Below are 24,512 nucleotides of genomic sequence, written 5' to 3'. Positions count from 1 at the left end.
ATCAGCGACCGCTGGCGCGCCGCTCTGCCCCGAGGCAGGACGGCGCGCACACCAGCTGCTGCCGGCCCAGGATGGCCTTGCTGTGCAGCAGCTCCCGCAGCCGCAGCTTGCCGCACACGGAACAGGTCCACGCCTGCGGGTCGAACGCGCCGGCAGTCTCCAGCGTTTGTGGCGGCAGTTCGCGCTGGGGCGGCGCAGGCAGGACAACCGGGCGGCTCATCTGAAGCCCTTCCTGTCGCCACTGATGCGCGACATCGTCAAGTCGGGGTTCCACATACACAGCGCCCTCCAATTGGTGATTTATTTCACTCTTTATACATTCTTATGTCCAGATGTACCAGCACGTAACAGCCGAGGATCAGGGGAGATTCATGCGGCCTCGGCCGCCTTGCGCCAGCCGATCCGGCCCTGGGTGGCATCCGAGAGCCGGGCCACCAAGCCCGGCGCAACATGTTCCGGCACGCTGAAGTCGAATTGCACCTGACTGCCATGGTGCACCACCAGCTGCACGGCCCCCACCGCCGCGAGTTCCCGCCGCACCACCCCTTCCGCGGCATAGGGCACTTCGCAGGCCAGCGCCTGCATCCGACACAGTGGCACCTTGTCGGCCCCCAGCAGCGCCTGCGCCACGCTGTCGGTATAGGCCCGCACGAGTCCCCCGGCGCCCAGCTTGACGCCCCCGAAGTAGCGCACCACCGTGGCCAGCACGCCGTCCAGATCCTGGTGGCGCAGGACATCCAGCATCGGCCGGCCTGCCGTTCCGCCGGGCTCCCCATCGTCCACGGCCGCAGAGTGCCCGCCCGCCATCAGCGCCCAGCAGACATGGCGCGCGCCTGGGTGGCTGCGCCACAGGGCCTCGACCACGCACAGGGCATCCGCACGGTTCGCCACGGGCTGGACACAGCCGATGAAGCGGCTCTTCTTGATGATCAGTTCACTGTGAACGGGATGGGCCAGGGTGCTGGGCATGGGTGCAGGAGCGAAAGTGACGTGGCGGCATACGAAACAAGAATTACGGAGTACGGAGTTTCTCGATTTGAACAATTCATCCGGGCGCCGCACTGCAAACGGAAAAATCTCCCTCTGTGCTCTGCTGAAACTGCGCGGAACTCCACGGGAACACCGGCACTTGGCCAAAACCCGTGCGGAATTACCGCGCGGAAGGTGCAAGGACAGGCTGTGGTTGAACGGTCGGGCACCCGAATAGCCCCCCTCGGCCAAGGACTATAAATCTGCACGGCAGTCGATAGCATCAAGGCCAGTTTCAGTGTTGCAAGTCTTGCAGCAGTTGCGATTTATACAAGTGTTGCCAGCCAAGGCAAGTCCCACCGACACCATCAGATCCATCCGAAATTCCGCAGCTTCACCGCGGCAGTTTCCCTATACAAGAGACAGGTCCACCATGCTGCTGTCCGACACACCGTACCCACTTGACAAGCCCCTTCGACGCGAGCGGTCTGATCGCCCGGCGGCGCCGGCGGTTGAAACTCAGCCCAGCGTTCTGCGCAATGCCCCTTCGATTGCCGCGCGTGTCCGGATCGAACCGGCGGGTGTGCGCGACTGGTCGAGCATCTGCAAGATGGTGGCCCGCAATTTCCCGCTGGAAACCGAGCAGAACATGGGCTACTGGCTCTGCCACCAGCTGCCCTATTTTCGTGTCGCCCGGGTCGACGGCGAGGTGGCTGGATTCCTGCACGCACAGCCGCGGCATGACACCGACACGCTGTGGGTGAACCTGCTGGCCGTGGACGAGCGCTTTCGCCACCAGGGCATCGCCCATCGGATGGTCGAACACTTCGAGTCGATCTGCCGGGACTGGCAGTGCCAGCACATCGGTCTGCAGTGCCTGACGTCGAATGTCGCGGCACTCAACCTGTACGAGCGCCACGGCTATGCGCGTCTGCACGAAGCCACCACGGAGCTGGGCCTGCAGGTGGTGGTCCACCGCAAGACCCTGTCCGTCAGTGACGCCCCGGCCAGCTGCCCGCGCCCGCAGGTCATGCTCGACGGTCGACCGCTGCGCACGCTGTACCGCCTGGTCTACCTCGCCTGGTTCCGCAGCCGCTCGCCGATGCCGCGCTGAATTCGCTCCGTCCGAGCGCCCGCCTGGCCGGGGCAGACGCCTTTGTTGTGTAATCTTTCCATTCTTGGGTGAGATGGCAACAGTGGTCGGGGTCTTGGATGTCGAGTGTGCGGGGGCGAGGACAGGGGCTGGAACCGGGGCAGCCAGCGGGACGGCGGCTGCGCATCGCCGATGTCGTGGGCGCACGGATCGAGGCCACCACCCGCTTCAAGACCAGCGACCTCAAGGAACTGGCCGCGGACACCGACAGCAGCGCCGAGCTGCTGGTCACCACCCGCCAGCGTGCAGAGCTGGACATCGAGACCAGCACCCAGCCCGGACCGCTGTCGCCCGGCACCGCACGCTGCCCGGACTCTGCGGCGCTGGATGCCACGCTGCAGCAGCAACTGGCCACCGCGGAGTCGACCGTCGCCACCCGCATCCAGCAGTGGGCCACCGAAGAGCCCGGTCGCTACCGGCGGCTGTTGTCCGGTGCTGTGCTGTTCGGCGACCAGGTGGGCGAGACCCTGGGCACCGAGTGGGGCTGTCCCCGCTGCACACAGACCGGCCGCATCGTCTGCCAGACCTGTGAAGGCCGCGGCGCGAAGACCTGCCCGGACTGCCTGGGCCGCCAGCGCTGCACCTGCCGCGACTGCCGGGGACTGGGGCGCATCGCCTGCCGCGTCTGCGAAGGGCGGGCGGTGGTCCGGGGCGTCAAGGACACGCCACCCGACGCGCTGGTGCCCTGTGCTGCCTGCAGCCAGGGCTGGCTGGCCTGCACGGCCTGCGCGGGCCAAGGCGAAACAGACTGCACACGCTGCCACGCCTCGGGCAGCATCGCCTGCGCCGACTGCCACGGCCAGCAGACACAGGACTGCCCGGATTGCCGGTCCAGCGGCTGGATGCACCGCTGGGGGCGGCTGCGGGAGCGGCTTGACGCCGAAGACCTGCTGGAGATCCACCACCCCGATCCGGCCGTGGCAGCCGCGATCGCCGCCCGCTTCGCCGATGTGGGCATGCTGGACACGGTGTGCACACTGGACCAGGTGCGCTACACGACGGCACCGCTGGCAGTGCAGGCGATCCACCGGCTGAGGCTGCCGGTGCGCCAGGGTCGGCTGCAGGTGGCGGGACAGGCGATGCAGTTTGTCGCCATCGGCCCAGCGCTGGAGGTGGTCGACCTGCAAGGGATCGCTGCGGTGCTGCTGGCACACGACCTCGCCACGCTGGAAAAGAACGCCGCGGGCACCGGCCGGCATCTGGTCGAGGCGCTGCAGCGTTTCCTGCAGTCTCCACTGAACCGCGAGATCGCCGCACGCACGCTGCAGTCCGACATCGAGCGGCAACACCCGGGTCTGGTCGACGAGGCGTATCCGCCCCGCGCGCTGGAGGCCGTGCGGTACGCCATCGAGCGCCTCTGGCTGCAGCGGGTCTGGCGTCCACGCTGGCTGGGTCTGGTGGGTGTCGGGGTGGTCGCCGCGCTGGCGGCGGGACTGGGCAGCCCGCACATGGGGCTGGCGACGGCGGCGCTGCTGGCCGTGGGCCTCGGTGCCCTGGCCTGGACGCTGGCCGAGTGGCAGGTGCGTCAGCGCCTGGCCCGGTCGCTGCAGGTGCCCGAAGCCGACCGGCTGCTGCGCCCGCTGCGGCGCTCGGCTGCGGTGCGGCGGTGGCAGCTGCACACACTCGCCGCGGCGACGCTGGTGGCGCTGGCGAGTGCGGCTGCCGTGGGCCGCCTGCCGCAGATCCAGCACCAGACCGCACAGGCCCGGGCCACCAGCGCGCTGGTCCAGCAGCTCGACGCCTGGCTGCTCACCGAAGGCAAGGACTACCAGCTGCGGCAGTACCCCGACGCAAGCACCCTGGAGCAGGCCCTCGCGCAGACACCCGTCGACCCGCGCGCGCAGCTGGTCCGCGCCTGGCAGCGGCTGCTGGGCCTGGACGGCAAGGGCCCCGATCCCCGCGCAGCAGAGCGTCTGCTGGCCGGCCTGGAGCGTGACCCCCGCCTCGCCAGCGCGGCTGTGGTCGGGCGGGCGCGGGCCACGCTCGCGCTGAACAGCCGCTCGGCGACCGCCCTGCAGGCAGCGGCCTCGACACTCGATGCCCTGCCCGATCCGCACCAGCCCGAGGCGCTCTACACCCTGGCGCTGCTCCAGCTGCAGCCGGCGCTGTCGGCACGGCTGGGTGGCGTGCAAGCGGGCCTGGCCACGCTGCAGCACGCCGCCGACCTCGGCCACGCCAGCGCCTGCTTCGAGCTGGGCCGCCGGCTCGCCAGCGGCAACGGCCTGCGCCGCGATCTCGTCGCCGCACGCCGCTATCTGGGCTATGCGCAGGCCAAGGGAGTGCCGGGCGCGGCAGACCTTGCGACACGCCTGCGCTGAGGCGGCCGGCAGGTCGCCGCCTCAGAGCGCACGCGCGCTGGCCTGCGCCAGGTAGAACCACTCCTGCCCCACCTGGGCCCGCGGGTTCGGGAACACGATCCAGCCGTCCGTCTGCGCCAGCACCGCACGGCCGTCGTCGCGGTGGCCGATCACCTCGCCGGCCTGCACCGGGTCGAAGCTCGCCCACTCGCGGGTGAACCGGTCGCCCGCATGCTCGCAGTCGACCACGTCGAACAGGCACATCACGGTGTGCGCGGTATCTGGTGCTGCCGGCACCTGTGGCGCCGGCTCGGCCACCTCCGCATCGACCATGCCCAGCAGCCGCAGCGTGCGCATCACCGCCTGGTGCGCCACGGCGGGTGCCTGCGGATCGTCATGCTGCCCGCATTCGAGCGTGACCCCGTAGCCACCACAAGCGCGCATGTACTCGGTCGTGCCGACGCCGAACTGCGGGTCCGGCATGGCCTGCGCCGCGGTGACCGGGTGCGCGCGGCGGCGCTCGACCCCGCGCGCATAGGTCTCCAGCCAGCCCTCGACGATCAGCCGCGGCCCGAGCGACGCGGCCAGCGCCGCCTCGGCCTGTTCATGCGCGAAGGGTTCGAGCAGGCCGTCGTTGTCGCGTGGTCCGACCATCACGAACGGCTCGCCCGCCGTGTGGAACGAGTGCAGGTCGAGCAGCACCTCGTGCGCCCGCAGCAGCGGACACAGCACGCGCGCCACCCGGTCCTCGAAATCCTGCGGAATCGCCGGGGGCACCAGCTTGCGGTTCAGGTTGCGCTCGCCTTCGCGGGCATGGCGAGCATGGGCCAGCGCGTTGGTGACCGGCACCAGCGTGAGCTGGCCGCGCCGCAGCGTCAGCCGGCCTTGGTCGAACGCCTCGATCACCGCATGCAGCGCCGTGGTGCCGCAGGTCTCGTTGCCATGCACGGCGCCCAGCACGATCAGCCGCGGGCCGGGCTGCAGGCCAAGGTACTGGTGAACGCGCAGGCTGGTCGGGTGGGCGGTCGGGAGGCTCATGGCTGGGAGCATAGCCGCGCACGCCCCGGGGACGGGCTCCGCGTCTTCCCTTGGTCGGTTATCCCCGGAGTCTGTGGATAACCCTGGGGACAAGCTGTGCGGAGTGCAGCCAAGTGCCTGTCACAGCGTGACATTTTCTGGAATGCTCGCGGATTGAGCAGGGGCTGCGCACGGGGGTGGATCTGAACGACCGGAGCGATCTGCTGGGTGCATAGCAAACAGGGAGAATCGGCAGCACCCGATGTCCGGGTCGATTGCCGATGAAAGCCTGCACACCCATGAACACACCCATGAACACGCCCCTGAACGACGCCGCCCTCGACCAGCTCCTGCGCAGCGCGCGCACCTTCAACAAGTTCACCGACCGCCCCGTCGACGACGCCACGCTGCAGCAGCTCTACGACCTGTTCAAGTGGGGTCCGACCTCGATGAACTGCCAGCCAGCGCGCATCGTCTTCGTGCGCAGCGCCGAGGCCAAGGCGCTGCTCAAGGCGACGCTCGCCCCGGGCAACGTGGACAAGACGATGGGCGCGCCGGTCACGGCCATCATCGCCCAGGACACCGCCTTCTTCGACCACCTGCCGACGCAGTTCCCGGTGATGCCGGCCGCGCGCGACATGTTCGCCGGGAATGCCGGGCTGGCCGCGGACACCGCCTTCCGCAACAGCTCGCTGCAGGGCGCCTACCTGATCCTGGCGGCGCGTGCGCTCGGCCTGGACGCCGGCCCGATGAGCGGCTTCAACCCAGCCGCGGTCAACGAAGCGTTTTTCCCGGACGGCCGCTTCAAGGTCAACTTCATGGTCAACCTCGGCTGGGGCGACACGTCGGGCAACTACCCGCGCGGGCCGCGGCTGGCGTTCGAGGAGGTGGTGCGGATCGCCTGATCCGCACCACGCCGAGCCGCCTGGTCAGCGCACGACGCGGAAATCGCTCCAGTCGTAGCGCGTGATCCCATTCTGGACGGTCGTGGCCCGCAGGCGGTCCGGGCAGACGTTGCCCGCGAAATTCAGGTTGCTGGCAGAAACCCGGTATGAGCCGAACTGGAATCCCACCGGCTGCGGCAGACCGTCCAGCGGTGCGGCCGTGCAATTGACCGTGGCCAGAAGTTGCAGAGCGCCCGTCGACGTCTGCCCGTGCAATTGCACGGACACGTTGTTCGCACCCGGGCGAATCACGCAACCGCCGCGCACATCCAGTTCATCCCGGTTGGCCGTGTTGCGGTTGCGGCAGTTCGCACGGGTGATGCTGGGCCGTGGATCGGTGCGCAGCAAGGCATTGGTATTGACTTCGATGCTGTAGGCGTAGAAATCGGTGCCATTGCCTGCGTAATAGCCATCGAACGACCCCAGCGAACCCACGGTGACTTGCGACAGGTCCACCCCGAAGCCCAGTTCATTGCGCGCCACCTCCACGTTCAGGGACGGCGTCAGGAACGGACCCGTTCCCGCCGGGTGGGTGCCGTTCGCGTTCCAGTAACCTGTCGCGGGCTTGTATGCGCTGATGCGGCTGTCCACCAGCGGCTGGATCACCACGCCATTGACCGCCAGCGGATTCGCCCCGGTCACGGTACCCACGACCACGTTCTCGCTGACCTCGACATAGAGATCTGTCGCCAGATAACTGCCCGGTCGTGTCGTGTCATTCCCGTCGGCCACGCACATGGCCCCGACAAAACCGACACGGGGCGCACCGGTCATCGAATTGAAACCTGCATCAGGAAACGGCTCGGTGCTGGCCAGTTGCGCCAGCGTCAATGTTCCGACCGGAGAGGTGATTCTGGTCGAGGCATTCACGAAAACACTGTGGTTGCCACACACCACACGGTATTCACCACCGACCAGGGCCGTGATCGAGCGCACGGCGCCCTCCACGCTGAAAACCTCGGCGTGTGCAGCGCTTGCGCCCCACGCGCACAGCGTGGCGACGGCCACCTTGAGGAGCGAAAGATTCTTTTGTCGCGTGTTCAGCATGAAGTCTCCAAGGGAACAGTGTTTTGCGCGGATTTGCGCGGTTTTACTCACCAGCATGCAGACAACTTGGTTTTACTTTTTTAGTAAAAATTGTTTCTACATGTAAAAAATAGTAAGGCGGAAAACTTAAAGGCAAATTAAATTTCCCGCCAAGGAATCAAAGAACGTCGCATCGGCGCTGACGTTCTGCACCAGCCAACAAGGTTTATATTGTTGTCATACAGCCCATGCAACCCATGCAGCCGCCACGGCTGGCGGCCCCAGAACCCGGACCCTGACCATGCCCTTCGCCGATCGCCCCACGGATGCCTTCAGTGGCATGCCCGCCCTGAAGGTCGGCGCGCGGCTGTCCGAGCAACTGGCGGACGCGCTGGCGGTGGGCATCCGTGACGGACAACTCCAGCCGGGCCAGCGCCTGCCGACCGAAGCGGCGCTGGTCGAGCGCTTCGGCGTGAGCCGTACGGTGGTGCGCGAGGCGCTGTCGCGGCTGAAGACACTGGGGCTGGTCGAGTCACGCCAAGGCTCCGGCGCCTTTGTCCGCGCAGTGCCCAGAACGGCACTCGACCAGCTGGTGCTGGCCCCGGACGGCTCGGTCGACGCGGTGATCCAGATGGTCGAGGTGCGCCGCGCACTGGAGGCCGAGTGCGCCGCACTGGCCGCCGCGCGCCGCACGCCGCAGGCACTCAAGCAGATCAAGGTGGCGATGCAAGCCATCGACAAGGCGGTGGCCAGTGGCGGCGACGGCGTCACGGAGGATGTGGCCTTCCACGCCGCCGTCGCGCAGGCCGCGCGCAATCCCTTCCTGCTGGCAACGCTGGGCTACCTCAACCAGTTCCTGCTCGACGCCACCCGCGTCACACGGGCCAACGAAGCCCGTCGCCAGGACCAGGAACAGGCGGTGCGCAATGAACACGCCGCCATCGTGGCCGCGATCGAGGCGGGCGATGTGAACAGGGCCCGCGCGGCCGGGGCGCTGCACATGGTCCACGCCGCCGAGCGCATCGGGCAGGCCGACCCGGCGTTCTGGGCGGCGCAAGGACTGGCGCTGGCCGATCGGCTGCGCGCCGAACTGGGCACCGCGTCGCGTCAGCGCTGAGCGATGCCTCGGCCCACTGCGCGGGAAAACCCCGCTGCACATTGGGGGGCTGGACGCCCACAATTTGTATGACAACCAGATGACGTGACAAATAAAGACCGAACCGTCCTGTGGAGACCCCCTTGAGCCAGACAACCCCTGAAATGCACCCGACGCCCATCGGCGTCATCGGCCTCGGCGCAATGGGCCGAGGCATGGCGGCCTCGCTGCGCCGGGCGGGCTACCGGGTCCACGTCTGCGATGTGCGACCGGAGGCGGCGCAGGCGTTTGCGGCCGAAGGCGGTGTGGCCTGCGCCAGCCCGGCCGAGCTGGCGGCGCACTGCGACATCCTCGTGAGCGTGGTGGTGAACGCCGCGCAGACCGAGGCGGTGCTGTTCGGCGACGGCGGCGCGGCGGCGGCGATGCGGCCGGGCAGCGTGTTCGTCATGTGCTCGACGGTAGACCCGAACTGGTCCGTCCAGCTCGAAGGCCGGCTGGCCGAGCGGGGCCTGCTCTACCTCGACGCGCCCATCTCCGGCGGCGCCGCCAAGGCCGCCGCGGGCCAGATGACGATGATGACCGCCGGCCGCCCCGAGGCGTATGCCAAGGTCGGCGGCGCGCTCGACGCGATGGCGACCAAGGTCTACCGGCTCGGCGACCAGGCCGGCAACGGCAGCAAGGTGAAGATCATCAACCAGTTGCTGGCCGGCGTTCACATCGCCGCCGCCGCCGAGGCGATGGCGCTCGGCCTGCGCGAAGGGGTGGACGCCGCCGCACTCTACGAGGTCATCACGCACAGCGCCGGCAACAGCTGGATGTTCGAGAACCGCATGGCGCATGTGCTGGCGGCCGACTACACGCCGCTGTCGGCGGTGGACATCTTCGTCAAAGACCTCGGCCTCGTGCTCGACACGGCGCGGGCGACCAAGTTCCCGCTGCCGCTCTCGGCCACGGCGCACCAGATGTTCATGCAGGCCTCCAGCGCCGGCTTCGGGCGCGAGGACGACTCGGCGGTCATCAAGATCTTCCCCGGCATCACGCTGCCGCAACCTGAGTCCAAGCCATGAGCCGCCGCCCCCTGCTCGGCTGCATCGCCGACGACTTCACCGGCGCGACCGACCTCGCCAACAACCTCGTGCGCAGCGGGATGCGCACCGTGCAGACCATCGGCGTGCCCGCGGATGCCGACGCGCCGGTGGACGCCGACGCCCTCGTGGTCGCGCTGAAGTCGCGCACCATCCCCGCGGATGAGGCCGTCGCGCAGTCGCTGGCGGCGCTGCGCTGGCTGCAGGCGCAGGGCGTGGAGCAGGTGTATTTCAAGTACTGCTCCACCTTCGACTCGACCCCGGCCGGCAACATCGGCCCGGTCACCGACGCCCTGCTCGACGCGCTGCACGGCCCCGGCCAGGGCTTCACCATCGCCTGCCCCGCCTTCCCGGACAACCAGCGCACGGTGTTCAAGGGCCACCTCTTCGTCGGCGACGTGCTGCTGTCGGACAGCGGCATGCGCCACCACCCGCTGACGCCGATGACCGACGCCAACCTCGTGCGTGTGCTGCAGGCGCAGACGCGGCGGCGCGTCGGACTCGTCGATCAGGCGGTCGTTTCGCACGGCGCCGAGGCCATCGCGCAGCGGTTCCGCGATTTACAAGCCGACGGAGTGGGCATGGCCGTGGTGGACGCGGTGAGCAATGGCGACCTGTTCTTGATCGGGCAGGCGCTGGCCGGGATGCCGCTGGTGACCGCCGGCTCGGGCATCGCCATCGGCCTGCCGCGGAACTGGCAGGCCACCGGGGTGCTCCCGGCAAGCGACGTGGCGGACCGACTGCCCGCCGCCAGCGGCCTGCGCGCCGTGGTGTCGGGCAGTTGCTCGGTGGCGACCAACGCGCAGGTGCTGCATTTCCGCCAGCATGGCGGCGCAGCCTTCGCAGTGAACCCGCTGGACATCGCCGCCGGCGAGGACGTGGCCGCTCAAGCGCTGGCCTGGGCCACACCGCGGTTGGCGCAAGGCCCGGTGCTGGTCTACGCCACGGCCGAAGCGGAAGCCGTCCGCGCCGTGCAGGCTCGCCTGGGCGTCACCGAAGCGGGCGAGCTGGTGGAGCGCACGCTGTCGCACATTGCCGCAGGGCTGGTGCAGGCCGGCGTGCGGCAACTGGTGGTCGCGGGCGGGGAAACGTCCGGCGCGGTCGTGCAGGCGCTGGGCATCACGCAGATGGCGATCGGGCCGCAGATCGACCCGGGAGTGCCGTGGACCGCGGCGCGCTCGCCGGTCTGTCCGGGCGAGGTGCTGCAGGTGGCGCTGAAGTCGGGGAATTTCGGGGGGGTGGATTTTTTTGGCAGAGCGTTGTCGCGGCTTTCAGCACAGGACAGGCCACTTCAATCTGCAAGGCCTCTTCGGACTGACGCCGTGCTCCCTGGACCATGCACAAAGTGAGTGCCTGAATCAGTCGGTGGATGGGCTTGTTACGGATAGACACGGTGGTGCTATTGCCCTGCACGTCCACCCAGTCTTCTGCCCCGCTGGCCACCCCCGCCAGTGCCACCAGCAGCAGCTCCTGCAGCGGGTAGCGGCAGCGCACGCTGTCTCTCGGGTCTGCCAGATCGGCGAACGCCGACAGATGCCCCAGCCTGTCGTGTGGCTCAATCCAGGGTGTGTCGTCAGTGCGACCGGGTCGACAGGGTCCGTTCGATGTTTGCCGTGGTGCGGTACAGGACCACCATCGAGCGGTGAAGGCGGTTAATCCACAACTGGTGCTGGCGCGTCAACGGGCGTGTATGTACAACGCCCCAGCGGAGCATCGAGCGCAGAAGCCGCAGCATGGCTCTGTGCAGTTGCTGCAGATTGCTCGGTTCGGAGTGGCATTCGAGTGCGGCACGGCCCAGGCAGTGGGACAGTTGCGCTGCGCTGTCATCGTTCATCTCGATCCGGGAAATGCGAACCATGCCACGGGACGTCGAACTGAGGGTCAGCCAGAGTCGCCCCGTGCCCGCCAGGCGCTCCACCAGCCAAGTGTCAGGGCTGCTTCCATGCATCTCGCCTGCCAACACACGGGCCAGTCGCAAGGCCTCGGTCGGTGTCAGTTCGACCGAGGCGGAATGTCCGGCGTTGTCTCGCAACGTCAACAAAACACGTTCCCTGCGCAGACATGTTGCGTCCCAAGCCAGTTCTGCATCAACTTGCATTCTTCACCCCAGCGTGTGCCAAGAAAGTTCTGACGGGAATGGCCATGGAGGCCATTTTTTTCGAATCAGGATCCACCCATGTGGGTGGGTTTCATTATCCACGACCCTTTGAATGAAGGATTGCCTGATCGTTTAAAGATCGGAACGTTTTTCGGGAGCGTGAAGGGATGTTCTGGCAAGAAGACCCAGAAATGAGGGCAAAACATGCCATTGTTTGTTCTGAAAGCGAAATAGTTGCCAAAAACGCAATTCTGTCCTGGGGCGCTCCCTCGGTACTTTATCGATCCATGTGGGGCGCAGGGCTGGAGTCCGGTGGCATCGCCAGGGATACTGGATTGGCAGTCAGAGATATTGGTGGTTCACCTATTGACGCGCAGCAGATAAATCTTCAAATGAGCTGCCCTGCGGGGACGATCGGCGAATGCTGGGAAACCGTTGTCCACTGAAGTGGCCTGACCTCCGTGGACACTCACTTGACCCAGTGACACGACGGAAAAGACGATAAAGAGAACTAAGAGCGGCTAACACAACCTGCGCAGAGTCCGCAGACAGATGATGGAACAGGCCAGGGACAAAAGAGCCACATGGGTGGTGATGCTGCGCTCGAAGCGCACCCGGAGCTTGCCGAAGGCCGCCAGCCACGCATGCGTGCGCTCGACCACCCAGCGGTGACGGCCCAGACGCTCCTTGCTCTCGATGCCCTTGCGGGCGATGCGCACCCGGATGCCCCGCCGCCTGAGATGCTGGCGACAGCGTTTGCAGTCGTAGGCCTTGTCCGCATGGAGCTTGTCGGGCCAGCGCCGGGGCCTGCCGGGCTTGCCCTTGATCGCTGGCAGCGCATCGATCATCTCCTCGAACACCACCGAGTCATGCCGGTTCGCGCCCGTGACGCAGAACATCACCGGCGTGCCGTTGGCGTCAGTCAGCACATGGCGCTTGGAGCCGAGTTTGCCCCTGTCGGTCGGGTTCGGCCCAGTGTGCGGCCCCCCCGGGGGCTGGCCACGCTGGAGCCATCGATGCACATGCGGCTGTAGTCGAGCGCGTCGTTGCGCCTGAGATGCTCCAGCAGCAGCATGTGCAGCCCGTGCCACACACCCGCCTCGTGCCACTGCTGGAGTCGTCGCCAGCACGTCATGCCGCTGCCCCAGCCCAGCGCTTGAGGCAGCTCTTCCCATGGGATGCCCGTTCGCAGAACGTACACGATGCCGTTGAGCACGAGTTCGTCGGCAATACGGGGGCGCCCTCCGCGAGGACTGGCGGGCTTGGGCTCTGGCAGCAGCGGGCGGATGTGTGAGGTAGCCTGACTTCCGTGGACACCCACTTGACCCGGTGACACGACGAGAAAGACGATGAAGAAGAACCAAAGCTACACAGCAGAGTTCAAGGCGGAAGCGGTAAAGCTGGTGCTGGAACAGAAGCTGTCACACCAGGAAGCAGCCCAGAGAGTGGGCATTCCGAAGGGCTCGCTGAGCAACTGGGTGGCGAGCAGCCAGCGCCGGGGAGCGCAGGCGCTGAAGGCGGCCGAGCCTTCGGTGGCGGAACTGAAGGCCGAGGTCAGCCGGCTGCGCCGGGAACTGGCGCGGGTGGAGATGGAGCGCGAAATCTAAAAAAAAGCGGCCGCGTACTTTGCGAGGGAGTCGCTGCAAGGTACGCGGTCATGAAGGAGCTGCAGGCTCGACACGACTATCCGGTGGCGGTGCTGTGCTCGGCGCTGGGGGTCTCGCGCAGCGGGTACTACGCCTGGTGCGAGAGGCCAGCCTCGGCCCGTCAGCGCGACGACGAGCGGCTGAAGGTGGCCATCCGAGGGGTGCATGCGGCCAGCCGCCAGACCTACGGCACGCGCCGGGTGCTGGCGGAGTTGCGGGCGCAGGGCTTCGAGGCCGGGCGGGACCGTGTGGACCGACTGCGCCGCACGATGGCGCTGCGTTGCCGGCAGAAGCGCTGCTTTCGCGTCACCACGGACTCCGAGCACCTGCTGCCCGTGGCCGACAACCTGCTGCTGCAGGACTTCACCGCCAGCGCCCCTGATCGGATCTGGCTCACCGACATCACCTACATCCGCACCGACGAGGGCTGGCTCTACCTGGCCGGACTCAAGGACATGTGTACCCGAGAGATCGTCGGCTATGCGATGGACGAGCGCATGACCCAGCAGCTCTGCCTGCGCGCGCTGGGCCACGCCCATGCCCGGCGCCGACCCCCGCCCGGGCTGATCCACCACTCCGACCGGGGCAGCCAGTATTGCGCCCGCGACTACCGCCATGCACTCGATGCACTGGGCATGCGGGCGTCGATGTCACGTCGCGGCAACTGCTACGACAACGCCCCGATGGAGAGCTTCTGGGGCAGCCTGAAGAACGAACTCGTCCACCACCGGCGCTTTGCCACCCGCGCTCAGGCCATTGCCGAAATCACCGAGTGGATCGAGGTCTTCTACAACCGCCAGCGTCGCCACAGCGCCATCGGCAACCTCCCGCCTGCCGTCTTTGCTCGGCAGTTCTATCAACAACTGCGCTCTGCGCATTAACTTCGACTGTCCACGGTTGACAGGACACCTCAGTGTTCCCACAACTGCGCACTGATTTCTTGCTGTTTCATCCCCTCAGCATCGCTCGGATCTGACGTGACGGGTGTTTGGTTTTGTTAGCCGCTCTAAAGCTACACAGCAGAGTTCAAGGCAGAAGCGGTAAAGCTGGTGCGCTGACGACACAGAGATGGATGGCAAGACAGGCATCATGGCCTCATGACGCCAAACCCCATGCCCGACGACACCGCCCTGCGCACAGAGGTCTGCCGCGTCGGCGCCTCGCTGTTCAACCGAGGCTACGTCCACGCCAGCGCCGGCAACATCAGCGTGCGCACCGAGGACGGCGGCTTCCTCATCACGCCGACAGATGCCTGCCTCGGCACACTGTCGCCCGAGCGGCTGGCCTGCGTCAATGCCGACGGCGTGCAGACCGGCGGCGAGCGCGCCTCGAAGACACTCGCGCTGCACCGCCGCATCTACGCCGCCGACCCCGAGGCGCGCTGCGTGATCCACACGCACTCGACGCACCTCGTCGCGCTGACGCTGGCCGGCGTGGCGAACCCCGATGATCTCCTACCGCCCATCACGCCCTACTTCGTGATGAAGGTCGGCCATGTGCCGCTGATGCCCTACCACCGCCCTGGCGACCCGGCCGTCGCCGCTTTGGTGGCCGAGCGCATCGTGGCCGCCCGGGCCGCTGGCCGCCCGCTGCGCGCCGTCATGCTCGACCGCCTCGGCCCCAACGTCTGGCACCGCAGCCCGGCCGAGGCCAGCGCCGTGCTGGAAGAGCTGGAGGAGACTGCGCGGCTGTGGCTGCTGACCCGCCCTGCACCGCTGACCGAGGCGCAGATCGACGAGTTGCGGCAGCATTTCGGCGCCCGCTGGTGACATTCGCTGGTGACATTGACAGCACCAGCGCCAGCCATCCCCCCCCCAGAACCCGGACCTCCCATGCCCCGTTTCGCTGCCAATCTGACGATGCTATACAACGAGCACGCCTTCCTCGACCGCTTCGCCGCCGCCGCCGCGGACGGCTTCCAGGCGGTCGAGTACCTGTTCCCCTACGCCTTCGAAGCGGGTGAGATCGCCCGGCGTCTGAAGGACCACGGTCTGCAGCAGGTGCTGTTCAACGCGCCGCCCGGTGACTGGGACGCGGGTGACTGTGGCATCGCCTGCCTGCCGGGGCGCGAAGCCGAGTTCCGTGACGGCTTCGCGCGGGCGCTGGACTATGCCGAGGCGCTCAGCTGCCCGCGGGTCCACGTGATGGCAGGTCTCGCGCCGCAGGGCGCCGACCGCGGGCGGCTGCAGGCCACCTACGAAGGGAATATCGCCTGGGCGACCGAGCGTGCCGCTGCGGCCGGACGGAACGTGCTGATCGAGCCGATCAACCTGCGCGACATGCCCGGCTACTTCCTGAACCGCCAGGACGAGGCACACCGCATCGTGCAGGCCCTCGGCGCACCGAACCTGCAAGTGCAGTTCGACCTCTACCACTGCCAGATCGTCGAAGGCGACGTGGCGATGAAGCTGCGCCAGTACCTGCCGACCGGGCGGGTCGGGCACTTGCAGATCGCCGGCGTGCCGATGCGGCATGAGCCGGACCTGGGCGAGCTGAACTACGCCTACCTGTTCGACGTGATCGACGAGGTATCCGCCGCCTGCGGCTGGCAGGGCTGGATCGGCTGCGAATACCGGCCGGCGCGTGGCGCGGTCGCGGGGGGCACATCGGACGGGCTGGGCTGGCTGCGGCGCGCCACGGCCACCTGACATCCCGACGCCGTCATTCCCCCAGCCGCCCATCCCGGAAATCGCTCAGCGCCTGGTAGATCTCCTGCTGGCTGTTCATCACGAACGGCCCGTACTGCACGATCGGCTCCTTCAGCGGCTCGCCCGCGATCAGCAGCACACGCGCCTCGGCATCGGTTTCGATGACCACGCCATCGGTGTCCGCCTCGTTGGCGAGCAGGGCCATGCGCTGCACCGGCACCACCTGCCCGTTGATCGTCACCGCGCCGCGGTAGACATAGACAAACGCATTGCGGCTGGCCGGCAGCGGCTGCACGAAGCGCGAACCGGCGGCCAGGTGCAGGTCGAGGTAGAGCGGCGCCGTAGCGTCCCGCGTCACCGCACCGGTCACGCCGTGGCTCTCGCCGGCGATCACCGTCACGGCCACGCCGTCGGACGTCACGAACTTCGGCAGCTCGTCCGCCTTGAAGTCGCGGTACCACGGCGCGTTCATCTTGTCGCGACCCGGCAGGTTCAGCCAGAGCTGGAAGCCTTCCATCCGCCCATGTTCCTGCTGCGGGATCTCCGAGTGGATGACGCCGCGGCCGGCGGTCATCCACTGCACGCCGCCGTTCTCCAACAGCCCCTCGTGCCCGGCACTGTCGCGGTGGCGCATGCAGCCGGCGATCATGTAGGTCACCGTCTCGAAGCCGCGGTGCGGATGGTCGGGGAAGCCCGCGATGTAGTCGTCCGGCTGGTCGCTGCCGAAGGCGTCGAGCATCAGGAAGGGGTCGAGCCGGCGCTGCAGCGGCTGCGTCAGCACGCGGGTCAGCTTGACGCCCGCACCGTCGGAGGTGGCCATGCCGGTGACCAGCCGCTCCACGCGGCGCGGGTGGCGGATCGTGGCGGGGGTGGTCGTGTCGGTCATGGTCGTCTCCTTGGAAGGCTGACCGTGGTCAGCGGTGCGCCGCTCAGGCCAGTGCGGCGTTCAGATCGTCCTCGGCTTGCGCAAAGCCCTTGGCGGCGGCTTCGGGGCCCATTGCCAACCCTTCGGCATAGATGAACCGCACGTCGGTCAGACCCAGGAAGCCCAGCACGCTCTTCAGGTAGGGCACCTGCGAGTCGTTCGGAGTATCGCGGTAGAGACCGCCGCGGGCCAGTGCGACATACACCGTCTTGCCCTTGAGCAGGCCTTCCGGGCCGCTGGCGGTGTAGCGGAAGGTGACGCCGGCACGGGCGATCGCGTCGATCCAGCTCTTGAGCTGCACCGGCACGCCGAAGTTGTACATCGGCACGCCCAGCACGAGGGTGTCATGGGCCTGGATCTCGGCAATCAGCGCATCGTCGAGCGCAACGCGGGCGGCCTGCTCGGGGCTGCGGGCGTCGGCCGGGGTGAACAGCGCGCCGAGGGCGGCTTCGTCGAGCAGCGGATGCGGGGTCACGGCCAGGTCGCGCAGCGTCAGCGTGGCGCCGGGGTTGGCGGCCTGCAGGCGGGCAGCGATCTGGTTGGCCAGGCGGGTGGAGTTGGCGCCGTCGCGGCGGGCACTGGCATTGATCTGGAGGATGTGCATGGCGATGTCCTGGGCGTTTGCAGAGGTGGAAGGGATGACTGCACTGTAGACATCACCAATCAGCGCTGGAATCCCTCCGAATGGATATCATTGTTCTGCCCATGGAACAATCCGAACAATCGATCGACCCGAACGACCTGCTCATCTTCGCCCGCGTGGCGGAGCTGGGCAGCTTCAGCCGCGCGGCGGAACAGCTGCATCTGCCGAAGTCGACGGTCTCGCGCCGGCTGGCGGAACTCGAACAACAGGTCGGCGAACGCCTGCTGCTGCGCACGACGCGCCGACAGACGCTCACCGAGTTCGGCAAGCAACTGCTCGAACACGCCCGCCAGGTGGCGAGCGAGGTGGCCGCCGTCACCGCGCTGCGTGCGCACCGACAGGCCGAGCCCAGCGGCCGGCTGCGCGTGTCGATGCCAAGCGACTTCGCCAATCTGCTGCTGGTCGATGCGCTGGCAGCGTTCGTCGCCATGCACCCGGCGATCTCGCTGGAGATGGACCTCTCGCCACGGCGTGTGGACTTGCTGGGCGAGGGGTTCGACCTGGCGGTCCGCATCGGCGATCTGCCCGACGACAACCTGCTGGCGGCACGCCGGCTACAGGTGTTTCCGTCCGGGCTGTACGCCGCACCGGGCTACCTCGCGGAACGGGGTGAGCCGATGGTGCCGACCGATCTGGCCCGACACGACGCAGTGCGCAGCCTCGGCAGCAACGGCGAGCCGGCCCCGTGGACGCTGATGTGCGACACGCAGCGCTGGCAAGGTGTGCCCCCCGGCCGGGTCGGCGCGAACTCACCCGAGTTGCTGATCCGGCTGGCCCGTGCAGGGGCCGGCATCGCCGCAGTGCCCGACTACTTCGCCCAGGCTGACGTGCGCAGCGGCCGGCTGCGGCGGGTGCTGCCCGCGTGGTGCCTGCCGAGCCCGACGGCGTGGGCGGTGTTTCCGGGCCGGCGGCTGATGCCGGCGAAGACGCGGGCGTTTCTGGACATGCTGCTGTGCGCGCTGGGGAACTCCCCCGCCGCGTGGCCCGTCACTTCACCGGAATCGGCTTGCCCACCGGCACCGCGGTGATGCTGTTCTTGGGCGAACCGTCGAGCAGTTTCTCCGAGTAGGTCATGTAGACCAGCGACTGCCGCTTCGCATCGACCACGCGCACGATGCGCAGGCGCTTGAACAGGATCGACAGCCGCTCGCTGAAGACATCGTCCTGCTGGGGCAGTGGCGCCTTGATGCGGATCTCGCCGACCTGGCGGCAGGCGATCGAAGCATCCGACTTGTCGGTGGCCAGCCCGACTGCACCCGTGATGCCGCCGGTCTTGGCACGCGAGACGAAGCAGGTGACACCCTCGACCATCGGATCGTCGTAGGCCTCGATGACGATCTTGTGGTTCGGGCCGATCAGCTTGAAGACGGTGCTGACTTCGCCGAGCGTTTCGGCCTGAACCGGCAAAACGACCGAGGCGGTCAGCACCAGCCCGGACAGGACACCACGGACGAGGGAGGAAATGCGCAGGAGATTCTTCATGGGGCGAGATGATGAACGAAAATCGTGACGCCATGCACACCCTGCCCGAATCCCCGCCCCCGCCCGCCGCACAGACCGTCCTCATCAGCGAGGTCGGCCCCCGTGACGGACTGCAGAGCGTGCAGGCCGTGATGTCCACCGCTCACAAGCTGGCCTGGATGGACGCGCTGCACGCCAGCGGTCTGCGCGAGGTCGAGGTCGGCTCGTTCGTGCCCGCGCGCACGCTGCCACAGATGGCCGATGTGGCCGAGGTGGTGCGCCATGCCATCACCCTGCCGGGCTGGACCGTGATGGCGCTGGTGCCCAACCTGCGCGGGGCGGCGGCGGCACTGGAGGCCGGGGTCCACAAGCTGACGATCCCCGTTTCAGCCAGCGAGGCGCATTCACTGGCCAATGTGCGCCGCAGCCGGACCGAGATGGTCGCGGTGGTGCGCGAGGTCGTCGCGCTGCGGGACGCCACCGCGCCGGGCGTGCCGGTCGAGGTCGGCATGTCCACCGCGTTCGGCTGCACGCTCCAGGGTGCCGTGCCGGAAGACGAGGTGGTCTGGCTCGCCGAGCAGCTCGCCCAGGCGGGCGTGGACGAGATCGGCCTGTCGGACACCACCGGCATGGCGAACCCGGTGCAGGTGCGGCGGCTGTTCCAGCGGGTCCGCGTGGCCATCGGCGACAGGACCGGCTCGGCACACCTGCACAACACGCGCGGCCTTGGACTGGCGAACTGCCTGGCCGCGTGGGACGTGGGCGTGCGGACCTTCGATGCGTCGCTCGGCGGGCTGGGCGGCTGTCCCTACGCGCCGGGGGCGTCGGGGAATGTGGTGACCGAGGATCTGGTGTCCATGTTCGAGGCGATGGGCGTGGCCACCGGGGTGGACCACGGGCGGCTGATCGCCGCGCGGGCAGCGCTGCAAGCGGGGCTGCCGGATGAGCCGCTGTACGGCATGACGCCCCTGTGCCGCCCATGAGCCCCACCACCGTCGCCGAGGCGCTGTTGCGCTGGCTCTGGTGCGGGCTGCTGCTGGCCGGCATGGGCCTGGGCCTGTCCGCCGCTGCAGCCGCACCCGCTACAACGCCCGCCACACCGCCCACCACGCCACCCGTCGACCTCGCCACCACGGGCATGGAGCCCGTGCTGCTGGTGACCTCCATGCAGGTGCTCAAGCAGCTCCACGAGAACGACGACACCGGGGCTGCGGATGTCCTGCACCAGCCCGGCTGGCTGGCGGCCACCGACCGCAACCGCAACTCGGCGTGGAGGCCCGCCACCGTCTGGCTGACCGGAGTGGTCCGCAACAGCAGCGCCGAGCCGCTGACGCGCTGGATCGTGGTCAAGCCGCGGCGCATCCGGGAGGTGACGCTGGAGGTGTTCGAACCGGACTCACCCGTGGCGGCCCGACCCGACCGCATCACCCGGGCCGTCGAGCCCGCGTTCGCGGTGACGGTGCCGCCAGGCGGCTCGCTGCGCCTGGTGGTCCGCACACAGGACGTGACCATACCGACCGCCACGGTCGAGGCCTGGGTGCCGGAGGCGTACAGCGATGCGACGCGCTGGACGCTGGTGCGCGAAGCGATCTGGCTCACCGTCTGCCTGCTGATGGTCGGCCTGCTGCTGTGGACCAAGGATCCCGTCAATCGGCTGCTGGCGGGCTGGCTGGGGTCTGTCCAGTTCTTCCAGGCCAGCTTCCAGGGACTGCTGCTGCCCTCGGTCTGGCCGGGCATCGCGGACGACCTGGTCCCGGCGTTCGTGGTCGCGGGGGCGCTGAGCTTCTGCTTTTCCACCCTGGCATCGCGGACCCTGCTGAACATCGGCCGTGATGGCGTATGGGCCTGGGTGCTCGGTGGTCTCAATGTACTGGCCTTGCTGGCGGCCGGCGCGACCCTGATCGTCGAGCACAGCGTGCTGCCCCGGGCCGCCGTCACGGTGCTGGGACTGGCCATCGCCCTGGTCTGGCCCGTCGTGGCCTGGCACACCCCGCTGCCCCAGTTGCCAGGTGCACGGGCCCTGCGGTGGGCCTTCCTGCTGTGCTGGCTGAACCTGCTGGTGTCGGTGCTGATGATTCGGTACGGCCACTCGATGCGGTTCGCAGGCCTCACCTTGCTGGGCATCCTGGTCATCTACACCCGCGTGCGCGCCATGGCCGCAGCGACCGATCGCCAGCTCCATGAACACCTCGCCCTGCACGACGCCCTGACGCAGTTGCCCAACCGGGTGCGGGGCCGCCAGGTGCTGGAGCAGGCGATCCAGCGGGCGACGGCCAAGCCCTCGGAGGGCGTCGGGCTGCTCTGCCTCGACCTCGACCGGTTCAAGCATGTCAACGACACCTACGGCCACGCGGCGGGCGACGCCCTGCTGCGCGCGGTGGCCCAGCGGCTCCAGGCCTGCCTGGGCCCGGGCGACACCGCCTGCCGCCTGTCCGGCGACGAATTCATGGCGGTGCTGCCGGGAGTCACCTCGCACGCCCAGGTGATCGCGCGCTGCGAGGCGGTGCTGGCGCAGTTCGCCCAGCCCTTCGACATCGAAGGCGTGCACCTCTTCATCTCGTCGTCGGTCGGCGCGGCAGTGTTCCCCGAGCACGCGGCCGACGCCGAATCCCTGATGCGCCACGCCGACACGGCGCTGTTCGAGTGCAAGCGCGGGGGTGCGAACCAGCACCGCCTGTTCAGCCCGGACATGAACGCCCGCCTGACCGCCTACGTCAACACGCGCACCGCGCTGCACCTGGCGCTGGAGCAGCGGGAGTTCGAGCTGTACTACCAGCCGCAGATCCGGCTGGAGGATGGCGCGCTGGTCGGCGTCGAGGCGCTGGTGCGCTGGAACCGGCCGGGACAGGCGCTGAACCAGCCGGGCGAGTTCATCCCGGTGGCCGAGGAAAGCGGGCTCATCGCACCGATCGGCGCCTGGGTGCTCCACGAAGCCTGCCGACAGGCGGCGGACTGGCACCGGGACGGCCTGCACGGGCTGAAGGTGGCGGTCAACGTCTCGGCGCTGCAGTTCCGCTCAGGCACGCTGGTGCAGAACGTGACCGACGCACTCGCGGCCAGCGAACTGCCCGCGCATTGTCTGGAGCTGGAGGTGACCGAGACCGTGCTGATGGGCAAGGAGGCGGTGGCGCTGCACACCGTGCAGCAGCTCAAGGCACTCGGCGTGAGCCTGTCTATCGACGACTTCGGCACCGGCTACTCCAACCTCGCCTACCTGCACCGCTTCGGTTTCGACCGGCTCAAGATCGACCGTTCCTTCATCCGGCGCCTTGGCCACGGCACGGAAGACCAGGCCATCGTGCGCGCGATCCTGCAGATGGCGCGCCACCTGAACCTGCGCACCACGGCCGAAGGCGTCGAGAACGCCGAGACCGCGCAGCGGCTGGCGCACCTCGGCTGCGACGAGGCGCAGGGCTACCACTACACGCAGCCGCTGGCGGCGGCGGCGCTAGACCGGTGGCGCAAGGGCTTTCAGCAGTTGCCAGCCGCGGCCTGAATCCCTGCGTCAGCGGCCCAGTGCCCGCGCGTGGTGCGCCACATGGTCATCGACCATGCTGGCGATGAAGTAGTAGCCGTGGTCGTAGCCCGCATGCCGCCGCAGCGTCAGCGGCTGCCCGACCGCCGCACACGCCGCATCGAACGCCTCCGGGTGCAACTGCTCGGCGAGGAACTTGTCCGCCAGCCCCTGGTCGATCAGGATGCCGTCCGGGTACGGCGCGCCCTCCTGCCGCGCCATCAGCACGCTCGCGTCGTGGTCGCCCCAGACGGATTCGTCCTGACCGAAGTAGCCAGTGAACGCCTTGTGGCCCCACGGGCATTGCGACGGCGCGCAGATCGGCGCGAACGCCGACACGCTGGCGAACCGGCCGGGATGCCGCAGCGCCAGCGTCAGCGCGCCGTGCCCGCCCATCGAGTGCCCGGAGATGCCCAGCCGCGTGCCATCCAGCCCGAACTGCGCTGCCACCGCCGGGATCAGCTCGCGCAGCAGGTAGCTCTCCATGCGCCAGTGGCCCGCCCAAGGTGCGTGGGTCGCGTCGAGGTAGAAGCCGGCGCCGACACCGAAGTCCCAGTTGTGGTCCTCGCCGACGATGCCTGCACCACGCGGGCTGGTGTCGGGCATCAGCAGCGCCAGCCCGTGGGCTGCCGCGGCGCGCTGTGCCCCCGCCTTCATCGTGAAGGTCTCTTCCGTGCAGGTCAGCCCCGCCAGGAAGGTAAGCAGCGGCACGGCTTCCCCCGCGACCGCCTGCGCCGGCAGGAACACCGCGAAGCGCATCGGCAGGCCGATCTCGCGGGAAAAGTGCTTGTAGAACCGCTGCACGCCGCCAAAACAGCCGTGCTCGCTGACGAGTTCCAGTCGCTCGAAGGTCGTCTCGGCGCTCATGCTCAGAACTCCACCACCGAGCGGATCGACTCGCCGCTCTTCATCAGCTCGAAGCCGCGGTTGATGTCCTCCAGCTTCAGCTTGTGGGTGATCAGGTCGTCGATGTTGAGCTTGCCGTCCATGTACCAGTCGACGATCTTCGGCACGTCCGTGCGGCCCCGCGCGCCGCCGAAGGCCGAGCCTTCCCACTTGCGCCCGGTGACGAGCTGGAACGGCCGGGTCGAGATCTCGGCGCCCGCCTCGGCCACGCCGATGATGATGCTGCGGCCCCAGCCCTTGTGTGTGCACTCCAACGCCTGGCGCATCACCTTGGTGTTGCCGATGCACTCGAAGCTGTAGTCGGCGCCGCCGTCGGTGAGCTGCACGATGGCGTCCACCAGGTTGCCACCGGCCGCCTCGATGTCCTTCGGGTTCAGGAAATGCGTCATGCCGAACTTGCGCGCCATCGCCTCACGCGCCGGGTTCAGGTCCACGCCGATGATCTTGTCGGCGCCGACCATCTTGGCGCCCTGGATCACGTTCAGCCCGATGCCACCCAGCCCGAAGACGACGACGTTCGCGCCCGCCTCGACCTTGGCCGTGAAGAGCACCGCGCCGACGCCGGTCGTGACGCCGCAGCCGATGTAGCAGACCTTGTCGAAGGGCGCGTCCGGGCGGATCTTGGCCAGCGCGATCTCCGGAACGACGATGTAGTTGCTGAAGGTGGAGGTGCCCATGTAGTGCAGGATGGGCTTGCCGCCCAGCGAGAAGCGGCTGGTGGCGTCCGGCATCAGGCCCTTGCCCTGCGTGCCGCGGATGAGCTGGCACAGGTTGGTCTTGCGGCTCAGGCAGAACTTGCACTGGCGGCACTCGGGCGTGTAGAGCGGGATGACGTGGTCGTCCTTGCGCAGCGAGGTGATGCCGGGGCCGACATCGACGACGACGCCCGCGCCTTCATGGCCGAGGATCGCGGGGAACAGCCCTTCCGGGTCGGCGCCCGAGAGTGTGTAGTAGTCGGTGTGGCAGATGCCGGTGGCCTTGATCTCGACGAGCACTTCGCCGAACTTCGGCCCTTCGAGGTCCACGGTTTCGATGGTGAGGGGCTGGCCTGCTTGCCAGGCGACGGCGGCGCGGGTTTTCATGC

At 68.2% G+C, this 24,512-nt stretch carries 24 protein-coding genes and 1 pseudogene; 13 read left to right on the top strand and 12 right to left on the bottom strand.

Annotated elements, in window-relative coordinates:
- Window position 1: 1 nt before the first annotated feature.
- A complete protein-coding gene (locus U5O44_RS21535; protein WP_322590420.1) occupies window positions 2-220 on the bottom strand; it encodes a hypothetical protein in 219 nt (72 codons plus the stop codon).
- Between the two features lie 149 nt (window positions 221-369).
- Entirely contained in the window at window positions 370-969 is a 600-nt protein-coding gene (locus U5O44_RS21530) for an IMPACT family protein (protein WP_322590419.1), read from the bottom strand.
- A 610-nt stretch (window positions 970-1,579) separates the two neighbouring features.
- On the opposite strand from U5O44_RS21530, the gene U5O44_RS21525 reads away from it, so the two are divergent.
- Window positions 1,580-2,083: a GNAT family N-acetyltransferase gene (locus U5O44_RS21525; protein WP_322590418.1), complete on the top strand. Its 504-nt coding sequence runs from the start codon at window positions 1,580-1,582 to the stop codon at window positions 2,081-2,083.
- 98 nt (window positions 2,084-2,181) lie between these two features.
- Window positions 2,182-4,440: a hypothetical protein gene (locus tag U5O44_RS21520; RefSeq protein WP_322590417.1), complete on the top strand. Its 2,259-nt coding sequence runs from the start codon at window positions 2,182-2,184 to the stop codon at window positions 4,438-4,440.
- Between the two features lie 21 nt (window positions 4,441-4,461).
- On the opposite strand, the gene U5O44_RS21515 is transcribed toward U5O44_RS21520, so the two are convergent.
- Complete coding sequence (locus U5O44_RS21515; protein ID WP_322590416.1) at window positions 4,462-5,457, bottom strand: succinylglutamate desuccinylase/aspartoacylase family protein; 996 nt, start codon at window positions 5,455-5,457, stop codon at window positions 4,462-4,464.
- A 290-nt stretch (window positions 5,458-5,747) separates the two neighbouring features.
- Here U5O44_RS21515 and U5O44_RS21510 point away from each other — a divergent pair, with 290 nt between their 5' ends.
- Window positions 5,748-6,341, top strand: a complete 594-nt coding sequence (locus tag U5O44_RS21510) for a malonic semialdehyde reductase (protein ID WP_322590415.1) — start codon at window positions 5,748-5,750, stop codon at window positions 6,339-6,341.
- Window positions 6,342-6,365: 24 nt separating this feature from the next.
- Here the strand turns inward: U5O44_RS21510 and U5O44_RS21505 are convergent, their stop codons facing one another.
- The gene (locus tag U5O44_RS21505; protein WP_322590414.1) at window positions 6,366-7,427 is read right to left on the bottom strand and encodes a hypothetical protein; all 1,062 of its coding nucleotides are present in this window, start codon (window positions 7,425-7,427) and stop codon (window positions 6,366-6,368) included.
- A 280-nt stretch (window positions 7,428-7,707) separates the two neighbouring features.
- On the opposite strand from U5O44_RS21505, the gene U5O44_RS21500 reads away from it, so the two are divergent.
- From U5O44_RS21500 to otnK, 3 genes are all read left to right on the top strand, one after another.
- A complete protein-coding gene (locus U5O44_RS21500) occupies window positions 7,708-8,523 on the top strand; it encodes a FadR/GntR family transcriptional regulator (RefSeq protein ID WP_322590413.1) in 816 nt (271 codons plus the stop codon).
- A 143-nt stretch (window positions 8,524-8,666) separates the two neighbouring features.
- The gene (ltnD, locus tag U5O44_RS21495) at window positions 8,667-9,569 is read left to right on the top strand and encodes an L-threonate dehydrogenase (RefSeq protein WP_322590552.1); all 903 of its coding nucleotides are present in this window, start codon (window positions 8,667-8,669) and stop codon (window positions 9,567-9,569) included.
- A complete protein-coding gene (otnK, locus tag U5O44_RS21490; protein WP_322590412.1) occupies window positions 9,566-10,936 on the top strand; it encodes a 3-oxo-tetronate kinase in 1,371 nt (456 codons plus the stop codon). The genes ltnD and otnK overlap by 4 nt, the downstream gene beginning before the upstream one ends.
- Before the next feature lie 70 nt (window positions 10,937-11,006).
- Here the strand turns inward: otnK and U5O44_RS23090 are convergent.
- Window positions 11,007-11,120: pseudogene (locus U5O44_RS23090) on the bottom strand (transposase family protein); the annotation flags it as partial.
- Window positions 11,121-11,160: 40 nt separating this feature from the next.
- Window positions 11,161-11,685 carry a hypothetical protein gene (locus U5O44_RS21485; RefSeq protein WP_322590411.1) on the bottom strand — a complete coding sequence of 175 codons (525 nt, stop codon included), beginning with the start codon at window positions 11,683-11,685 and terminating at the stop codon, window positions 11,161-11,163.
- A 167-nt stretch (window positions 11,686-11,852) separates the two neighbouring features.
- On the opposite strand from U5O44_RS21485, the gene U5O44_RS21480 reads away from it, so the two are divergent.
- Window positions 11,853-12,131, top strand: a complete 279-nt coding sequence (locus U5O44_RS21480; protein ID WP_322590410.1) for a hypothetical protein — start codon at window positions 11,853-11,855, stop codon at window positions 12,129-12,131.
- Window positions 12,132-12,206: 75 nt separating this feature from the next.
- Here the strand turns inward: U5O44_RS21480 and U5O44_RS21475 are convergent.
- A protein-coding gene (locus U5O44_RS21475) for an IS5 family transposase (RefSeq protein WP_416222209.1) occupies window positions 12,207-13,006 on the bottom strand; the annotation gives its coding sequence in 2 pieces (ribosomal slippage) (window positions 12,207-12,664 and window positions 12,664-13,006; 801 coding nt in all).
- A 28-nt stretch (window positions 13,007-13,034) separates the two neighbouring features.
- On the opposite strand from U5O44_RS21475, the gene U5O44_RS21470 reads away from it, so the two are divergent.
- From U5O44_RS21470 to otnI, 3 genes are all read left to right on the top strand, one after another.
- A protein-coding gene (locus tag U5O44_RS21470) for an IS3 family transposase (protein ID WP_322590408.1) occupies window positions 13,035-14,212 on the top strand; the annotation gives its coding sequence in 2 pieces (ribosomal slippage) (window positions 13,035-13,290 and window positions 13,290-14,212; 1,179 coding nt in all).
- A gap of 231 nt (window positions 14,213-14,443) precedes the next feature.
- Window positions 14,444-15,100 carry a class II aldolase/adducin family protein gene (locus U5O44_RS21465; RefSeq protein ID WP_322590407.1) on the top strand — a complete coding sequence of 219 codons (657 nt, stop codon included), beginning with the start codon at window positions 14,444-14,446 and terminating at the stop codon, window positions 15,098-15,100.
- A 63-nt stretch (window positions 15,101-15,163) separates the two neighbouring features.
- Window positions 15,164-15,979: a 2-oxo-tetronate isomerase gene (gene otnI, locus U5O44_RS21460; protein WP_322590406.1), complete on the top strand. Its 816-nt coding sequence runs from the start codon at window positions 15,164-15,166 to the stop codon at window positions 15,977-15,979.
- 13 nt (window positions 15,980-15,992) lie between these two features.
- Here the strand turns inward: otnI and U5O44_RS21455 are convergent, their stop codons facing one another.
- Entirely contained in the window at window positions 15,993-16,865 is an 873-nt protein-coding gene (locus U5O44_RS21455) for a pirin family protein (protein ID WP_322590405.1), read from the bottom strand.
- Between the two features lie 43 nt (window positions 16,866-16,908).
- Window positions 16,909-17,508: an FMN-dependent NADH-azoreductase gene (locus U5O44_RS21450; RefSeq protein ID WP_322590404.1), complete on the bottom strand. Its 600-nt coding sequence runs from the start codon at window positions 17,506-17,508 to the stop codon at window positions 16,909-16,911.
- A 101-nt stretch (window positions 17,509-17,609) separates the two neighbouring features.
- On the opposite strand from U5O44_RS21450, the gene U5O44_RS21445 reads away from it, so the two are divergent.
- A complete protein-coding gene (locus U5O44_RS21445) occupies window positions 17,610-18,575 on the top strand; it encodes a LysR family transcriptional regulator (protein WP_322590403.1) in 966 nt (321 codons plus the stop codon).
- Here U5O44_RS21445 and U5O44_RS21440 read toward each other — a convergent pair.
- A complete protein-coding gene (locus U5O44_RS21440; protein WP_322590402.1) occupies window positions 18,535-19,029 on the bottom strand; it encodes a CreA family protein in 495 nt (164 codons plus the stop codon). The genes U5O44_RS21445 and U5O44_RS21440 overlap by 41 nt on opposite strands.
- Window positions 19,030-19,061: 32 nt before the next feature.
- Between U5O44_RS21440 and U5O44_RS21435 the strand changes: the two genes are divergently transcribed.
- Window positions 19,062-19,991, top strand: coding sequence for a hydroxymethylglutaryl-CoA lyase (locus U5O44_RS21435; RefSeq protein WP_322590401.1), 930 nt, complete (start codon window positions 19,062-19,064; stop codon window positions 19,989-19,991).
- Window positions 19,988-22,504, top strand: a complete 2,517-nt coding sequence (locus tag U5O44_RS21430; RefSeq protein WP_322590400.1) for a putative bifunctional diguanylate cyclase/phosphodiesterase — start codon at window positions 19,988-19,990, stop codon at window positions 22,502-22,504. Before U5O44_RS21435 ends, U5O44_RS21430 begins: the two co-directional genes overlap by 4 nt.
- A 9-nt stretch (window positions 22,505-22,513) precedes the next feature.
- Here U5O44_RS21430 and fghA read toward each other — a convergent pair whose 3' ends face one another.
- A complete protein-coding gene (gene fghA, locus U5O44_RS21425) occupies window positions 22,514-23,389 on the bottom strand; it encodes an S-formylglutathione hydrolase (RefSeq protein WP_322590399.1) in 876 nt (291 codons plus the stop codon).
- Window positions 23,390-23,391: 2 nt separating this feature from the next.
- Complete coding sequence (locus U5O44_RS21420) at window positions 23,392-24,510, bottom strand: S-(hydroxymethyl)glutathione dehydrogenase/class III alcohol dehydrogenase (protein WP_322590398.1); 1,119 nt, start codon at window positions 24,508-24,510, stop codon at window positions 23,392-23,394.
- Between the last annotated feature and the right edge of the window lie 2 nt (window positions 24,511-24,512).

Origin of the sequence: Sphaerotilus sp. (genome assembly GCF_034519685.1) — a bacterium.
Taxonomy (GTDB): Bacteria; Pseudomonadota; Gammaproteobacteria; order Burkholderiales; family Burkholderiaceae_C; genus Sphaerotilus.
The sequence above is the reverse complement of the archived record's forward strand: the minus strand, read 5'-3'. Positions and strand labels throughout refer to the sequence as shown.

Excerpts from the sequence above, each read along its gene's own strand:
- U5O44_RS21535 (WP_322590420.1), bottom strand. The coding sequence starts at position 220 with ATGAGCCGCCCGGTTGTCCTGCCTGCGCCGCCCCAGCGCGAACTGCCG.
- U5O44_RS21530 (WP_322590419.1), bottom strand. The coding sequence starts at position 969 with ATGCCCAGCACCCTGGCCCATCCCGTTCACAGTGAACTGATCATCAAG.
- U5O44_RS21525 (WP_322590418.1), top strand. The coding sequence starts at position 1,580 with ATGGTGGCCCGCAATTTCCCGCTGGAAACCGAGCAGAACATGGGCTAC.
- U5O44_RS21520 (WP_322590417.1), top strand. The coding sequence starts at position 2,182 with ATGTCGAGTGTGCGGGGGCGAGGACAGGGGCTGGAACCGGGGCAGCCA.
- U5O44_RS21515 (WP_322590416.1), bottom strand. The coding sequence starts at position 5,457 with ATGAGCCTCCCGACCGCCCACCCGACCAGCCTGCGCGTTCACCAGTAC.
- U5O44_RS21510 (WP_322590415.1), top strand. The coding sequence starts at position 5,748 with ATGAACACGCCCCTGAACGACGCCGCCCTCGACCAGCTCCTGCGCAGC.
- U5O44_RS21505 (WP_322590414.1), bottom strand. The coding sequence starts at position 7,427 with ATGCTGAACACGCGACAAAAGAATCTTTCGCTCCTCAAGGTGGCCGTC.
- U5O44_RS21500 (WP_322590413.1), top strand. The coding sequence starts at position 7,708 with ATGCCCTTCGCCGATCGCCCCACGGATGCCTTCAGTGGCATGCCCGCC.
- ltnD (WP_322590552.1), top strand. The coding sequence starts at position 8,667 with ATGCACCCGACGCCCATCGGCGTCATCGGCCTCGGCGCAATGGGCCGA.
- otnK (WP_322590412.1), top strand. The coding sequence starts at position 9,566 with ATGAGCCGCCGCCCCCTGCTCGGCTGCATCGCCGACGACTTCACCGGC.
- U5O44_RS21485 (WP_322590411.1), bottom strand. The coding sequence starts at position 11,685 with ATGCAAGTTGATGCAGAACTGGCTTGGGACGCAACATGTCTGCGCAGG.
- U5O44_RS21480 (WP_322590410.1), top strand. The coding sequence starts at position 11,853 with ATGTTCTGGCAAGAAGACCCAGAAATGAGGGCAAAACATGCCATTGTT.
- U5O44_RS21465 (WP_322590407.1), top strand. The coding sequence starts at position 14,444 with ATGCCCGACGACACCGCCCTGCGCACAGAGGTCTGCCGCGTCGGCGCC.
- otnI (WP_322590406.1), top strand. The coding sequence starts at position 15,164 with ATGCCCCGTTTCGCTGCCAATCTGACGATGCTATACAACGAGCACGCC.
- U5O44_RS21455 (WP_322590405.1), bottom strand. The coding sequence starts at position 16,865 with ATGACCGACACGACCACCCCCGCCACGATCCGCCACCCGCGCCGCGTG.
- U5O44_RS21450 (WP_322590404.1), bottom strand. The coding sequence starts at position 17,508 with ATGCACATCCTCCAGATCAATGCCAGTGCCCGCCGCGACGGCGCCAAC.
- U5O44_RS21445 (WP_322590403.1), top strand. The coding sequence starts at position 17,610 with ATGGAACAATCCGAACAATCGATCGACCCGAACGACCTGCTCATCTTC.
- U5O44_RS21440 (WP_322590402.1), bottom strand. The coding sequence starts at position 19,029 with ATGAAGAATCTCCTGCGCATTTCCTCCCTCGTCCGTGGTGTCCTGTCC.
- U5O44_RS21435 (WP_322590401.1), top strand. The coding sequence starts at position 19,062 with ATGCACACCCTGCCCGAATCCCCGCCCCCGCCCGCCGCACAGACCGTC.
- U5O44_RS21430 (WP_322590400.1), top strand. The coding sequence starts at position 19,988 with ATGAGCCCCACCACCGTCGCCGAGGCGCTGTTGCGCTGGCTCTGGTGC.
- fghA (WP_322590399.1), bottom strand. The coding sequence starts at position 23,389 with ATGAGCGCCGAGACGACCTTCGAGCGACTGGAACTCGTCAGCGAGCAC.
- U5O44_RS21420 (WP_322590398.1), bottom strand. The coding sequence starts at position 24,510 with ATGAAAACCCGCGCCGCCGTCGCCTGGCAAGCAGGCCAGCCCCTCACC.